The 14,245-nt window shown below is 72.1% G+C and carries 12 protein-coding genes; 10 read left to right on the top strand and 2 right to left on the bottom strand.

Annotation, left to right across the window (positions count from 1 at the left end; genetic code table 11):
- Positions 1-6 precede the first annotated feature (6 nt).
- The 7 genes from J3R08_RS21620 to J3R08_RS21590 all read left to right on the top strand — a co-directional run bounded on the left by J3R08_RS21620 (position 7) and on the right by J3R08_RS21590 (position 9,292).
- Positions 7-1,311 carry a cysteine desulfurase gene (locus J3R08_RS21620; protein WP_064445307.1) on the top strand — a complete coding sequence of 435 codons (1,305 nt, stop codon included), beginning with the start codon at positions 7-9 and terminating at the stop codon, positions 1,309-1,311.
- Positions 1,311-1,784 (top strand): Fe-S cluster assembly sulfur transfer protein SufU, encoded by a 474-nt coding sequence (sufU, locus tag J3R08_RS21615; protein WP_064445308.1) that lies wholly within the window; start codon positions 1,311-1,313, stop codon positions 1,782-1,784. The genes J3R08_RS21620 and sufU overlap by 1 nt, the downstream gene beginning before the upstream one ends.
- An 11-nt stretch (positions 1,785-1,795) precedes the next feature.
- Positions 1,796-2,218 carry a metal-sulfur cluster assembly factor gene (locus J3R08_RS21610; protein WP_064446423.1) on the top strand — a complete coding sequence of 141 codons (423 nt, stop codon included), beginning with the start codon at positions 1,796-1,798 and terminating at the stop codon, positions 2,216-2,218.
- Positions 2,219-2,628: 410 nt separating this feature from the next.
- Positions 2,629-3,282, top strand: coding sequence for a LysE/ArgO family amino acid transporter (locus tag J3R08_RS21605; protein ID WP_209962625.1), 654 nt, complete (start codon positions 2,629-2,631; stop codon positions 3,280-3,282).
- A gap of 216 nt (positions 3,283-3,498) precedes the next feature.
- Entirely contained in the window at positions 3,499-7,191 is a 3,693-nt protein-coding gene (locus J3R08_RS21600; protein ID WP_245254786.1) for a M12 family metallo-peptidase, read from the top strand.
- Between the two features lie 85 nt (positions 7,192-7,276).
- On the top strand, positions 7,277-7,915 hold the full coding sequence (locus J3R08_RS21595) for an acVLRF1 family peptidyl-tRNA hydrolase (RefSeq protein WP_069089096.1): 639 nt from the start codon (positions 7,277-7,279) through the stop codon (positions 7,913-7,915).
- 165 nt (positions 7,916-8,080) lie between these two features.
- Complete coding sequence (locus J3R08_RS21590) at positions 8,081-9,292, top strand: chromosome condensation regulator (RefSeq protein WP_043329648.1); 1,212 nt, start codon at positions 8,081-8,083, stop codon at positions 9,290-9,292.
- Between the two features lie 69 nt (positions 9,293-9,361).
- Here the strand turns inward: J3R08_RS21590 and J3R08_RS21585 are convergent, their stop codons facing one another.
- Positions 9,362-10,276, bottom strand: coding sequence for a neutral zinc metallopeptidase (locus tag J3R08_RS21585; RefSeq protein ID WP_043331134.1), 915 nt, complete (start codon positions 10,274-10,276; stop codon positions 9,362-9,364).
- 247 nt (positions 10,277-10,523) lie between these two features.
- Between J3R08_RS21585 and J3R08_RS21580 the strand changes: the two genes are divergently transcribed.
- Complete coding sequence (locus J3R08_RS21580) at positions 10,524-12,131, top strand: ABC-F family ATP-binding cassette domain-containing protein (RefSeq protein WP_209962623.1); 1,608 nt, start codon at positions 10,524-10,526, stop codon at positions 12,129-12,131.
- Positions 12,132-12,177: 46 nt separating this feature from the next.
- Here the strand turns inward: J3R08_RS21580 and J3R08_RS21575 are convergent, their stop codons facing one another.
- The gene (locus J3R08_RS21575; protein ID WP_280841886.1) at positions 12,178-12,780 is read right to left on the bottom strand and encodes a cadmium resistance transporter; all 603 of its coding nucleotides are present in this window, start codon (positions 12,778-12,780) and stop codon (positions 12,178-12,180) included.
- A gap of 302 nt (positions 12,781-13,082) precedes the next feature.
- On the opposite strand from J3R08_RS21575, the gene J3R08_RS21570 reads away from it, so the two are divergent.
- Positions 13,083-13,310, top strand: coding sequence for a helix-turn-helix domain-containing protein (locus tag J3R08_RS21570; protein ID WP_007072022.1), 228 nt, complete (start codon positions 13,083-13,085; stop codon positions 13,308-13,310).
- 46 nt (positions 13,311-13,356) lie between these two features.
- Entirely contained in the window at positions 13,357-14,124 is a 768-nt protein-coding gene (locus tag J3R08_RS21565; protein ID WP_043329652.1) for an enoyl-CoA hydratase/isomerase family protein, read from the top strand.
- Positions 14,125-14,245 lie beyond the last annotated feature (121 nt).

Genomic DNA, 14,245 nt, shown 5'->3' with positions numbered 1-14,245 from the left:
CCTGCCATGACCTCGATGGCCATCCCGGCGGGCATGCCGCAGTACGACGACGTGCCGCGCTTCGACGTGGCGAAGGTGCGGGCCGACTTCCCGATCCTCGACCGGGAGGTCAACGGCCACCCGCTGGTCTACCTGGACAGCGCCAACACCTCGCACAAGCCGCGGCAGGTGCTCGACGTGCTCGCCGAGCACTACGCGCTGCACAACGCCAACGTGTCGCGCTCGGTGCACACGCTGGGCACCGAGGCCACCGAGGCGTACGAGGGCGCGCGGGCGAAGATCGCCGCGTTCATCAACGCGCCGAGCGTGGACGAGGTGGTGTTCACCAAGAACTCCACCGAGGCGATCAACATCGTGGCGTACGCCTTCTCCAACGCCTCGCTGCGCGCGGACGGCGACCCCCGGTTCCGGCTGGGCCCCGGCGACGAGATCGTGATCTCCGAGATGGAGCACCACTCGAACATCGTCCCGTGGCAGCTGCTCGCGGAGCGCACCGGCGCGACGCTGCGCTGGTTCCCGGTCACCGACCAGGGCCGGCTCGACGAGTCCGGCCTGGACGACCTGGTCACCGAGCGGACGAAGATCGTCTCGCTGGTGCACATGTCGAACATCCTCGGCACCGTCAACGCCACCTCGCGGATCACCGCGCGGGTCCGCGAGGTCGGCGCGCTGCTGCTGCTCGACTGCTCGCAGTCGGTGCCGCACCTGCCGATGGACGTGGTCGACCACGACGCCGACTTCATCGTCTTCACCGGGCACAAGATGTGCGGCCCGACCGGCATCGGCGTGCTCTGGGGCCGGGGCGAGCTGCTCGCCGCGATGCCCCCGGTGATGGGCGGCGGCTCGATGATCGAGACGGTGACCATGGGCGGCTCGACGTTCGCCGCGCCGCCGGCCCGGTTCGAGGCGGGCACCCCGCCGATCGCCGAGGCGGTCGCGCTCGGCGCCGCGGTGGACTACCTCACCGCGATCGGCATGCCGGCCATCCAGTGGCACGAGAAGGAGCTGACGGCGTACGCGCTGGACGCCCTCGCCACCGTGCCCGGCCTGCGGATCTTCGGCCCGACGGTGCCGGTGGGCCGGGGCGGGACGATCTCGTTCGCGCTCGGTGACGTGCACCCGCACGACGTCGGGCAGGTGCTCGACTCGCTCGGCGTGCAGGTGCGGGTGGGCCACCACTGCGCCCGGCCGGTGTGCACCCGGTTCGGGGTGCCGGCCACGACGCGGGCGTCGTTCTACCTCTACACCACCACCGCGGAGATCGACGCCCTGGTGGCGGGTCTGGAGCGGGTGCGGAAGGTGTTCCAGTGATGCAGCTCGAATCCCTCTACCAGGAGATCATCCTGGACCACTACAAGCACCCGCACGGCCGCGGCCTGCGGGACGCGGCGGACCCGGCCGCCCGGGTCGGCGAGGCGCACCACGTCAACCCGACCTGCGGCGACGAGATCACCGTACGGGTGGCGACCGACGGCACGGTGTTCACCGACATCTCGTACGACGGGATGGGCTGCTCGATCAGCCAGGCGTCGGCGAGCATCCTGCACGAGCTGCTGCGCGGCAGGGCCGCGAGCGACGCCGCGGTGGTGCACGAGGCGTTCGTGCAGTTGATGTCCGGGCGGGGCCAGGTCACGCCGGACGAGGACGTGCTCGGAGACGGGGTGGCGTTCGCGGGTGTCGCGCGCTACCCGGCCCGGGTGAAGTGCGCGCTGTTGTCGTGGATGGCGTTCAAGGACGCCGCGGCACGCGCCGGGGTGGGCGTGAGCCCGGAGGTGAAGGCATGAGCGACGAGAACATGACCCCCGAGGCTGGCGCGGTGGCGACGGACGGCGCGGCCGTCAACGGTGCTGTTGCCGGCGGCGCGGCCGCGGGCGCGGCGGCGCCGGCCGGCGGCAAGGCCGCTATCGGCGACATCGAAGAGGCGATGAAGGACGTCGTCGACCCGGAGCTGGGCATCAACGTGGTCGACCTGGGCCTGGTGTACGGCGTCCACGTCGACGACGACAACGTGGCCACCCTGGACATGACGCTGACCTCGGCGGCCTGCCCGCTGACCGACGTGATCGAGGACCAGGCCCGGCAGGCGCTGACCACCGGTCCCGGTGGCGGCCTGGTGAACGACATCCGGATCAACTGGGTGTGGCTGCCGCCGTGGGGCCCCGACAAGATCACCGACGAGGGGCGCGACCAGCTGCGCTCGCTCGGCTTCAACGTCTGACAGTTCTCCCGGTCACCGCCGCGGGCGCGGCACCCTTGAGGGGTGCCGCGCCCGCGGTGTTCTCTCGGCATGATCGACACCGTTACGCCGAAGTGGTGTGGTCGGAGTGGCTTTGATGCCGCCACATCGGCGAAGTGGTGTCGATCAAGGTGACCCGGCGGCACTGCCACCGGCGTTGGTGCCCGGAACGGCGAGATCTTGGTACGAGATCGCCCCCCACGGGGGCAGATTCGTACCAAGATCTTCAGTCCAACCGAGGCGCGGGAAAACCGGTTCCGGGGTGGGGGAACCAGGGGGCAGGATGAGCGGGTGATCGAGGCGTACCCGAAGCAGGCTCCTGTCCGTGCGGCCACCGCCGCGCGTCGACAGCGCACCCTGCCGCCGGCCGCCTCGGCCCACCACCCCTCGTCGTGACCGGGGCGTTCCTGGCCGGCCTGGTCGCCGGCTACGGCGTCGCCATCCCGGTCGGCGCGATCGCGATCCTCATTCTCGGGCTCAGCGCGCGTACCTCGTTCCGGGTCGGTTCGGCGGCGGCGCTCGGCGTGGCCACCGCCGACGGGATGTACGCGGCCGTCGCGGCGCTCGGCGGGGCCGCGGTGGCCAGCGGGCTCGCGCCGTTCGCGGGTCCGCTGCGGCTGATCGCCGCGGGGGTGCTGCTGGCCCTCGCCTGCCTCACCGCCTGGCGCGCGATGCGCCCACCCGCCCCGGCGCAGGAGCCGAACTCACCCGCCCCGGCGCAGGAGCCGAGTCCGCGGGGTGGCCTGGACACGCCGGTGCGGGCGTTCGCCGCGGTTCTCGCGCTGACCCTGCTCAACCCGGCCACCGTCGTCTACTTCGTGGCGCTCGTCCTCGGCCGGGGCGACGTGCTCGGCTCGAGCCCGGTCGGCGCGGCCGCCTTCACCGCAGGCGTGTTCCTCGCCTCGGCCAGCTGGCAGCTGCTGATCGCCGGCGGCGGCTCGCTGATCGGCCGGGCCCTCACCGGTCCCCGTGGGCGGCGGGTCACCGCGCTGCTGTCCAGTGTCATCATCGCCGCCCTCGCGGTCGCCACAGTGCTCGGTGTCTGACCGAAGGGGACGGCCGCGGCCCGACGGCAACGATCGGATTCCGGGAGCCGGGACGACCCGGAGCATCGTCCGGACGCAACCGCATCATCTTCGCGGCTGATGTTCGGAGTCGCGAGTGGTCCTAGGGTCACGGAACAATCCGTGGACCGTTCACGTACATCCGGTCATCCCCACCGGTCGTGCGTCGATCCACACCAGACCCAGCAGGGAGAAGACTTGAGGATCACCCTGTGGCGTCCGCCGCGCGACCGGCAACCCGCCCGGCGCGGACGGACCGCTGCCCTCCTCGTCGCCGCGCTGGCCGCGGCGACGCTTCCCGTTCTCGCGGCGCCCGCGCCCGCCTCCGCCGCGCCCGGCGTCCACGGGCCGTGGCAGAAGGTGGACGGCAAGCCGGCGGCCACCAAGGCGGGCCGCCAGGCCGCGATCAAGGCCAAGCGGCTGACCGCGTACAAGCTGGACCGCGGCACCATGAAGGGCCTGCTGGACAAGGCGCCGGCCGAGAAGCGCGTCGCGGTGGCCCGGGTGGCGAAGCAGGTGGTGTCGCTGCCCGCTCCGGACGGCACGTTCCAGCGCTTCGAGCTGGTCGACTCGCCGGTCATGGAGGCCGGTCTGGCCGCGAGGCACCCGGAGATCACCACGTACGCCGGCAAGGGCCTGGACGACCCGGCCGCGACCATCCGCGCGGACCTCACCCCGCTCGGGTTCCACGCCTCGGTCCGGTCGGCCAAGGGCAACTGGTACATCGACCCGTACTACCAGCGTGACCAGAGCCTGTACGCGAGCTACTTCGCCCGCGACCTGGAGCACCCGGAGGGCGAGTTCGTCGAGCGTGCGGACGTCACGCAGGAGGCGCACGCCCTGGCCGAGGAGATCGCCGAGGCGGAGGTCCCGGCCGGGCCGCTGGTGAAGCTGCGCACCTACCGGGTGGCGCTGGTGACCGACCCGTCGTACGCCACCTACTTCGGCGCGGAGAACGTCACCGCCGCGAAGGTGACGCTGATGAACCGGGTCACCCAGATCTACGAGGACGAGACGGCGATCCGGCTCGTGCTGATCAACGACACCGACAAGACCAACCTGAACACGCCGGCCCTGGCCACCGAGCCGAACGGCCCGTGCGGCGCGGCGGCCTGCTTCACACCGGCGCAGCTCACCTCCTGCGGCAGTGGCACGCTCAGCCGTAACCGGATCGTGCTCGGCCAGCTGGTCGGCGCGAGCAACTACGACGTGGGCCACGTCGGCCTGGGCGTCAACGGCGGCGGCGTGGCCAGCCTCGGCGTGATCGGCGGCAACGGCAAGGCGCAGGGCTGCACCGGCCTGCCGACACCGGTCGGCGACTTCTACGCGGTCGACTACGTCTCGCACGAGATGGGTCACCAGTTCGCCGGCAACCACACCTTCAACGGCACCCAGTACAACTGCTCGGGCGGCAACCGCAGCGCGGCCAACTCGTACGAGCCGGGCAGCGGTTCGTCGATCATGGCGTACGCGGGCATCTGCCAGCAGGACAACCTCCAGCCGCACAGCGACCCGTACTGGTCGCACCGCAGCTACACCGAGATCACCAACTACGTCACGTCGAACCGCCCGGCCATCAACGAGGTGCAGAACGTCTCGCTGTACGGGTTCGACGCCGACGGTGACTCGTTCACCATCAGCTACGCGGGCAGCGACTCGGCGCCGATAACGCGGGGCGTCAACTACACCACCGCGGGCATCAAGGCGGCCATCGAGGGCATCGCCGGCTGGCCGGCCGGCGCGACGGTCACCGTGGCCGCGTTCGGTGGCAGCGGCACGCTCAACGACAACGGCTTCCAGGTGACCTTCGGCGGCACGCTGGCCACCACCAACGTGGCGTCGCTGGAGCTGACGAACGCCTCCGGCGCGTCCGGTTTCGTCGGTGAGACGGCCAAGGGCGGCGCCATCGACAACGGCGGCTGGCTGGTCGAGGAGACCACCAACCACGCCCCGGTGGTCACCGTCCCGGAGACCGTCACCATCCCGGTGCGTACGCCGTTCGCGCTGACCGGCAGCGCCACCGACGCCGACGGCGACACCGTCACGTACCTGTGGGAGCAGAACGACAGGGGCGCCACGACCGGCACCGCGCTGACGAACAACACGAAGGTCAACGGTCCGCTGTTCCGGGTGTTCGGCGAGGCGGCGATCGTGTCGCCGACGGACACGCTGAAGTACTACTCGCCGGGGCTGAACGCGGTGACCACCGACTCGACCCGGGTGTTCCCGGACATGCGGCAGATCCTGGCCGGCAACACCAACGCGGCCACCGGCGCCTGCCCGGCTGCCCCGGCGCCGCCGGCCACCGGTGGCGCGTCGAACGTGCCGGCCGAGCTTGTCGACTGCTACTCCGAGTTCCTGCCCACCCGCGACTGGGTCGGCATCGCGGGTGACCGGACCCTGCACTTCAAGCTCACCGCCCGGGACGGGCGGCTGGGCGGCGGCGGCATCGGCAGCGGCGACGTCGCCGTGGTGCTGGCGCCGGACGCGGGTCCGTTCCTGGTGACCTCGCAGGGCGCCGCCGCCGTCCTGGACGGCGGCTCGACCCAGACCGTGACGTGGGACGTGGCCGGCACCGACGTGGCGCCGGTGAACGCCGCGCAGGTGAAGATCTCGCTGTCCGCCGACGGCGGGCTGACCTTCCCGTACGTGCTGGCGGAGCAGACCGCCAACACCGGCTCGGCGACGGTGACGCTGCCGAACGTGGCGACCGGGAAGGCCCGGATCAAGATCGAGGCGGTCGGGAACGTCTTCTTCGACGTCAACGACGCCGACTTCACGATCCGGTCCGCCCCGGCCGTCACCAGCACCGCCCCGGACGGCGTGAGCGTCCAGTACAGCGACGCGCTCTCGCCTGCCGTCACGGTCACCGCCACCGACGGCGACACCACGGGCGCGGACCTGACCGCCGCCGCCACCGGGCTGCCCGCCGGCCTGTCCCTGGCCGTCACGAGCACCTCCGCGGCCGACGCCCGGCCGGGCTCGCGTACCTGGACGGTCGCCGGCACCACCACGGCGGCCCCGGGTGCCTATCCGGTCACGGTGACCGTCTCCGACGGTTCCGGGCTGACCGGCAGCACCTCGTTCACCATCACGGTCACCGCCGAGGACGCGGCGGTCAGCTGGGCCGGTGACACGCTGGTGAACACCGCGACCGGCGGCGCCTCCGGCAAGGCCCTGCTGCGGGCCGTGGTCCGGGACAGCTCGGTGCTGCCCGGCGCGACGGACACCACAGCCGGTGACATCCGGACCGCCACCGTCACCTTCACGAAGGACGGCGTGACGCTCTGCGCCGCAGTGCCGGCCCTGCTGGGCACGGCCACCACGAGCGCGTCCGCGGCGTGCGAGGCCACGCTGCCGAAGGGCACGCACACCGTCACCGCGACAGTGGGCGGCAACTACACGGGCAGCACCACCGCGCAGGTCACAGTCGCCGTCTCCGACGGCGGGTTCCTCACCGGTGGCGGTCACCTGACCGCCACCCGCTCGGCGGGCACCTACCCGGCCGACGTGAACTCCACCGTCGAGGTGGAGCTGAACGCGAAGCCGGGCAAGGCGAACAAGCCCGCCACCGGCAAGGCCGAGATCGAGTTCCGCTCCGGCGGGAAGGCGTACACGATCAAGTCCGGCACCGTCGACGCGCTCGGCGTCACCTCGGCGGGCAAGGTCGCCCAGGTGCGCTACCAGGCCGCCCTGTACGACAACAAGGGCAAGCTGGTGGCCTCCGGCCTGACCCTGGCCGTGACGGTGACCGACCGGGGCGCCCCCGGCAGGAACGACACCGTCGGGGTCACGCTGTGGAAGGGCGGCGCGCTGCTGTTCTCGTCCGACTGGACGGGCGGCGGCACCGCCGAGGTCACGCTGAAGGGCGGCAACCTCACCGTCCACTGATCCACCCGGTAGACGCGGGAGGGCACCGGTCACGGTGTCCTCCCGCGTTGCGTTCCCGGGTCCGGCGATGGCGTACCGTCGGGCCATGAGCAGCCGACCCGCCGCCGGCGGCGGCCGGTGGGTCGAGGTCGACCCCGGCCGCGTCGCCCGCTGGGTCGAGGGTTTCACCGACCGGCACGGCCCGCCCACGACCACAGTCCAGGAGTACGGGCTCCTCCTCACCGCCCCGGACGACGCCACCGCCGAGCTGCACACCCCGCCCGGGGCGAGCGCGTCGGCGGACGTACCCGGATTCGTCGCCTCCGCCACCGCGGCCCGCCGGATCGGTCTGCTGCTTGCCCGCAAGGGCGCTGTCGCGGTCGGCGTCGCCGACGGCGCCGACCTGGTGGTCTCCAAGGTGGACACCCGGTACGTGCAGGGGCGTACCGCGGCGGGCGGCTGGTCCCAGCAGCGGTTCGCCCGGCGGCGCGACAACCAGGCGAAGGCGGCCCTGGGCGACGCGGCCGAGCTGGCCGTACGCCTGCTGTTGCCGGAGGCCGGAACGCTGTCGACGCTGGTGTGCGGCGGCGACCGGCGCGCGGTGGACACGGTGCTGGCCGACCGGCGGCTGGCCCCGCTCGCGGCGCTGCGCGCGCCGCGCCTGCTCGACGTGCCGGAGCCCCGGCACGCGGTGCTGGTGGCCGCTGTCGCCGCCGCCCGGGCGGTCCACATCCTGGTCCGCTGAACAGGAAAGATCACCTCAAGACGGCTCAATCCCGCTCCTCGATGGTGCATCGAATCGACTCGATGCCTATCGTCGGTGTCACGAAGCAGCGGGTCTCCGGGCGACCCGCAGGGGCAGCTTCACCTCCGCCATCACGCGCCGACATCGTTGGGAGACAACAACTTCATGAGCGGATATCAGGACGGCCGCCTGCGGGCCCGGTGGCGCCGTGCGACGAGACTCCTCGTCGCGGCGGCGGCAATGAGCGCCGGAAGCCTCGTGCTCACCGCCACACTCACCGCCGGTACGGCGAACGCGGGCCCGGCGCAGCGCGCCGCGCTCGCCGCGCCCACCGTCAGCAGCGTCACCGCGGGCGGCGCGCACACGTGCGCGATCAGCACCGACGGGGGACTGTGGTGCTGGGGCTCGAACTACGGCGGTCAGCTCGGCGACGGGACCACCACGAACCGCAGCGCCCCGACGCGGGTCGGCACCGCCACCTGGACGAACGTCGACGCCGGCACCGGCCACACCTGCGCGGTCCGCACGGACGGGACGCTGTGGTGCTGGGGCTCGAACTTCCGGGGCCAGCTCGGTGACGGGAGCACCACCAGCCGCAGCGCCCCGGTGCAGGTCGGCACCGCGACCACCTGGGCCCGGGTCGACGCCGGCCCCCAGCACACCTGCGCGATACGCACCGACGGCACGCTCTGGTGCTGGGGCTTCAACCGGACCACCCAGCTGGGCGTCGGCGCCTCGCCGTACGTCGCGAACACCCCGCTGCAGGTCGGCACGGCCACCGACTGGGTGAGCGTCTCGACCGGCTACGGGCACACCTGCGGTATCCGGACCGGCGGCACGCTCTGGTGCTGGGGGGCCAGCTCGGACGGCCAGCTCGGGCTCGGCAACCTGACGCCGCAGACCGCGCCCGCGCAGGTCGGCACCGCGACCGGGTGGACCGGCGTCGCGGCCGGGTACGCGCACACCTGCGGGGTCCGCGCCGGCGGGCTGTGGTGCTGGGGTGAGAACGGATACGGTCAGCTCGGCGTGAGCGGCTCGTACCGGACCGCGCCGGTGCAGATCGGCACCGCCACCACGTGGAACCGGATCGCCGCGAGCAGCGACACGTCCTGCGCGTCGCGTACCGACGGGACCCTCTGGTGCTGGGGCAAGAACTCGGCCGGCCAGGTGGGCGACGGCAGCACCACCCACCGGTCCGCGCCCGCGCAGGTCGGCACCGCCACCAGCTGGACCGGCGGGCTCGCGGTCACCGACCACGGCTGCGCGATCCGTACCGACGCCGGCCTGTGGTGCTGGGGCGACAACAGCGGAGGCCAGCTCGGTGACGGGACGACCGTCAACCGGTCCACTCCGGCTCAGGTGACACTGCCGGCCTGACCGGCCCCGGAAACGACATCGGCCCGCACCGCCGTCCGTGGCGGTGCGGGCCGATGCGCCGAGCGGGGATCAGGCCCCGGCGCCGAAGGTGTCGCAGGACTTCGGGTCACCGGTGGTGAAGCCCTTGGTGAACCACTGCTTGCGCTGCTCCGAGCTGCCGTGGGTGAACTCGTCCGGGTTCACCGGCCGACCGGAACGCTCCTGGATCGCGTCGTCGCCGATCTTCTCGGCGGCGTCGATGGCCTGGGAGATGTCCTCCTCGGTGATGCTCTTGAAGATCTTCTGCCCGCGCTCGTCGGCGGTGCCGGTGGCGTTCTTCGCCCACGCGCCGGCGTAGCAGTCGGCCTGCAGCTCCAGCTTCACCGACAGCGCGTTCGCGCTCTGCGGGTCACGCTCCTGCTGGCGGCGCATCTGCGCCTCGGTGCCGAGCAGGTCCTGCACGTGGTGGCCGTACTCGTGGGCCAGCACGTACGGCTGGGCGAACTCGCCCTTGGCGCCGAGCTGGTCGGCCAGCAGCCGGTAGAACGTGAGGTCGATGTAGACCTGGTCGTCGGCCGGGCAGTAGAACGGGCCCACGCCGGAGTCGGCGGCGCCGCAGGCGGTGCTGACGTTCTGGCTGAAGAACACGGTCTTCGACGGCTTGTACTGCTCGCCGAACGCCTCCGGCATCGCGGTACGCCAGTACGCCTGGATCGAGTTGACGTAGAGAGTGTTGCGGCAGTCGAGCTGCTCCAGCGCGTCCTGCGCCGAGCACTTCTGCTCCAGCGAGGTGTTGTCGCCCTGCTCGGAGCCGCCGCCGTTGGTGGCGGCGTTGAGGCCGAAGCCGCCGCCCACCAGGGCGACGAGCACGGCGATGATGATGCCCACGATCCCGCCCCGGCCGCCGCCGATCGGGATCGGAATGCCCATCCCGCCGCCTCCGCCGGACCCTCGCCGGTCGTCCACCTGGCTGGTGTCGACCCGCGCGTTCTCGTTCAGCTCCATGTTGACCCCGATCACCGATGTGTCCGTTTGTGATGGTTGCGGTACCGGACCGGGTCCGGACGGCGGTTTCGGTACCCGATGATCTTGCCCGGTAATCCGGCGGAAGGGACCTGCGGGGCCCGGTACACTTGCCCCCGTGCTGCGCTGCGAAGGCTGAACCGCCCCGCGCCGACGGGAAAACACCACCCGCCGGCGCTTTCGCGTGCCCTGAATCAGCCCTTCCGGACCCGAGAGCGAGTACTCCGAGATGATCACTGCCACCGGCCTGGAACTGCGCGCCGGTTCCCGGATCCTGCTGTCCGACACCACCCTGCGGGTGCAGCCGGGGGACCGGATCGGCCTGGTCGGGCGCAACGGCGCCGGCAAGACCACCACGCTCAAGGTGCTCGCCGGCGAGGGACAGCCGTACGGCGGCCAGATCGACCGGCGCAGCGCCATCGGCTACCTGCCGCAGGACCCGCGCACCGGTGACCTGGACGTCACCGGCCGGGACCGGGTGCTCTCCGCCCGTGGGCTGGACGCGCTCATGGCGCAGATGAAGGAGCTGGAGAACAAGCTCGCCGAAGGCGCCGACGACGAGCGGCTGGTCCGCCGCTACGGCGCGCTGGAGGACCAGTTCGCCTCCCTCGGCGGCTACGCGGCCGAAGCCGAGGCCGCCCGCATCTGCGCCAACCTCGGCCTGCCCGACCGCGCCCTGGCGCAGACCATCGGCACGCTCTCCGGCGGTCAGCGCCGCCGCATCGAGCTGGCCCGGATCCTGTTCCGCGACGCCGGCGAGAACGGCGGCGGCATCCTGCTGCTCGACGAGCCCACGAACCACCTCGACGCCGACTCGATCACCTGGCTGCGCGGCTTCCTCGCCAACCACAAGGGCGGCCTGATCGTGATCTCCCACGACGCCTCGCTGCTGGAGGCGGTGGTCAACAAGGTCTGGTTCCTGGACGCCACCCGGTCCGTGGTCGACACGTACAACCTGGGCTGGAAGGCGTACCTGGAGGCGCGGGAGACCGACGAGCGGCGCCGCCGCCGGGAGCGCGCAAACGCCGAGAAGAAGGCCGGCGCGCTGATGGCGCAGGCGGACAAGATGCGGGCCAAGGCCACCAAGACCGTCGCCGCCCAGAACATGGCCCGGCGCGCCGAGCGCCTGCTCTCCGGCCTGGACGAGGTCCGCGTCGCGGACAAGGTCGCCAAGGTACGGTTCCCGAGCCCCGCCCCGTGCGGCAAGACGCCGCTGACCGCCACCGGCCTGTCCAAGTCGTACGGGTCGCTGGAGATCTTCACCGACGTCAACGTGGCGGTGGACCGGGGTTCCCGGGTGGCCATCCTCGGCCTCAACGGCGCCGGCAAGACCACGCTGCTGCGGATGCTCGGCGGGCTGCTGGAGCCGGACACCGGCGAGGTACGCCCCGGGCACGGGCTGCGGCTGGGCTACTACGCCCAGGAGCACGAGACGCTCGACGTGGACCGGACGATCCTGGAGCACATGCGCAGCGCCGCGTCCGACCAGACCGACACCGACCTGCGCAAGATCCTCGGCGCGTTCCTCTTCTCCGGCGAGGACGTGGACAAGCCGGCCGGCGTGCTCTCCGGCGGCGAGAAGACCCGGCTGGCGCTGGCCACGCTGGTCTGCTCCGGCGCCAACGTGCTGCTGCTGGACGAGCCGACGAACAACCTCGACCCGGTCAGCCGTGAGCAGGTGCTGGACGCGATCGCCCGTTACCCGGGCGCGATCGTGCTGGTCACGCACGACCCGGGCGCGGTCAGCGCGCTCAAGCCGGACCGCGCCATCCTGCTGCCCGACGGCGACGAGGACGCCTGGTCCGACGACCTGCTGGAGCTGGTCGAGCTGGCCTGACCCGCCCTCTTTTCCCCGTGGGCCGGGTCGGGGCGGGTCGGGTCGGTCAGGTCAGGAGATCGGCCAGGTGGGGGAGGACGCCGGAGGTGAGCAGGATGGTCGCGCCGATGACTATGAAGATCACCGGCACCAGCCAGTGGCCGGCGCGGCCGACCAGGGCCACCACCCGGGGGTGCCCGCCGAGCGCGGCGGCGACCGCGCACCACACGGCCACCAGTAGCGCGAACACCAGCAGCCAGACCAGGCCGGTGGCCGGGTCGAGGGAGCGGAACACCGGCACGTAGACGGCGACGTTGTCGGCTCCGTTCGCCACGGTCACCCCGGCGACGCCGAGCAGGCTGCCGACCACCGCCGGCGGCTCGTCGTCGTCGCCACGGGACATCAGCGCGCGTACGCCGAGCGCGACCGGCAGCAGGCCGAGCAGGCCGGGCCACGGGTCCGGCACCACGAGCAGCCCGGCGGCGGCCACCACCGCGACCGCGACGAGCGCGCCGATGCCCGCGTACTGCCCGGCGACGATCTGCCAGGGCCGGGGGCGTCCGGTGTGCCGGAGGGCCACGAACAGCACCGTGAGCACGACGATGTCGTCGAGATTGGTGGCGGCGAAGACACCGGCGGCACCCGCCGCGGCCGTGATCACGTCAATCACCCCGCGCACGATACGGCCCGCCGCACCGGCCATCGCATGATCCACACCAGTTCGCCGAAGTGGAGGTGTCCGGAGCACGGTGACGCAGCCACTTCGGGGAACTGGTGTCGATCATGAGGGAGGATGCGCTCGTCCGGCGGGGCGGTACGGATCAGCCGGTCGGAAGGATCACTCTATCGGGAAGCTGACATTGCGTAGCGTGTCGGTTGGCGAATAGTTGATATCTGGCGCATGATCGTCCGAGGCGGTCTAATAGGTGGGACCGTATCCGAACCGCACAGTCTGGGACGTGAGGGATCAGCATGGCAGCCACCGGCACAGCCACCAGCACTGAGAAGGGTCGCCGGATCGTCGGGGCCGAGCGTCAGACGCTCGCCAAAGACCTGGTAAAGCGGTACACCGGGGGTGAGAGCATCCGTGCTCTGGCGGCCTCTACCGGCCGTTCCTACGGGTTCATCCACCGTGTGCTCACCGAATCCGGCGTGCAGCTGCGGCAGCGCGGCGGCGCCCGGCGCCGGAAGAAGGCGTGACCCGCCGCCCAGCGTCGTCCATCAGCGCAGTGTTCCGGGGCGTCCGGTGACCGCCGAGACGACCGGAGTGCGCTTCGACTGCGACGGGCCGGTTGCGACGGTGACGTTGTGCCGGCCCGACGTGCTCAACGCCCAGACCCCGGCGATGTGGCGGGCGATGAGCGACTTCTCCCGCGACCTGCCCGGCGACGTCCGCGTCGTCGTCGTACGCGGCGAGGGGCGCGCCTTCTCCGCGGGCCTGGACCTGGCGGTCGCCGGTGCCACCGGGCCGGGCTCCTTCGCCGAGCTGGCCGCGCTCCCGGAGGCGGAGTGCGCCGACCGGATCGCCGAGTACCAGGGCGGCTTCACCTGGCTGCACCGGCCGGACGTGGTGTCGATCGCCGCGGTGCAGGGCCACGCCATCGGCGCCGGCTTCCAGCTCGCGCTCGCCTGCGACATGCGTGTGCTCGCCGCCGACGCCAGGCTCTCGATGGCCGAGGTGACACTCGGCCTGGTGCCCGATCTGGCCGGCACGCGCCGCCTGGTCGAGCTGGTCGGCTATTCGCGCGCCCTGGAGATCTGCGCCACCGGCCGCCGGATGGACGCCACCGAGGCGGACCGGATCGGCCTGGCCACGCTCGTGGTGCCGAACGACGAGCTGGACGCCGCGGTGCGTGACCTGTCGGCCGGGCTCCTCGCCAACAACCGGGACGCGATCGTCGAGATCAAGGCGCTCCTGGCGGGCGCGGCCGACCGTACGCACGCCGAGCAGCAGCGCGCCGAGCGGGAGGCGCAGACCCGGCGTATCCGGGATCTGGCCGGCCGGGGCGAGTAACCGGCCCGGAGCGCGATTTCGTAAGGACCGTTTGGGAAGATCTGGGTTACTCGCGAGGTTGTCACAGGCGTCTGGAGAATGGACTCCGACGATTCATGCTGCCTGACGACCTGGAGGTGAC

The sequence above is a fragment of the Micromonospora sp. HB375 genome (genome assembly GCF_017872985.1).
Classification (GTDB): domain Bacteria; phylum Actinomycetota; class Actinomycetes; order Mycobacteriales; family Micromonosporaceae; genus Micromonospora; species Micromonospora chalcea.
The sequence above is the reverse complement of the archived record's forward strand: the minus strand, read 5'-3'. Positions and strand labels throughout refer to the sequence as shown.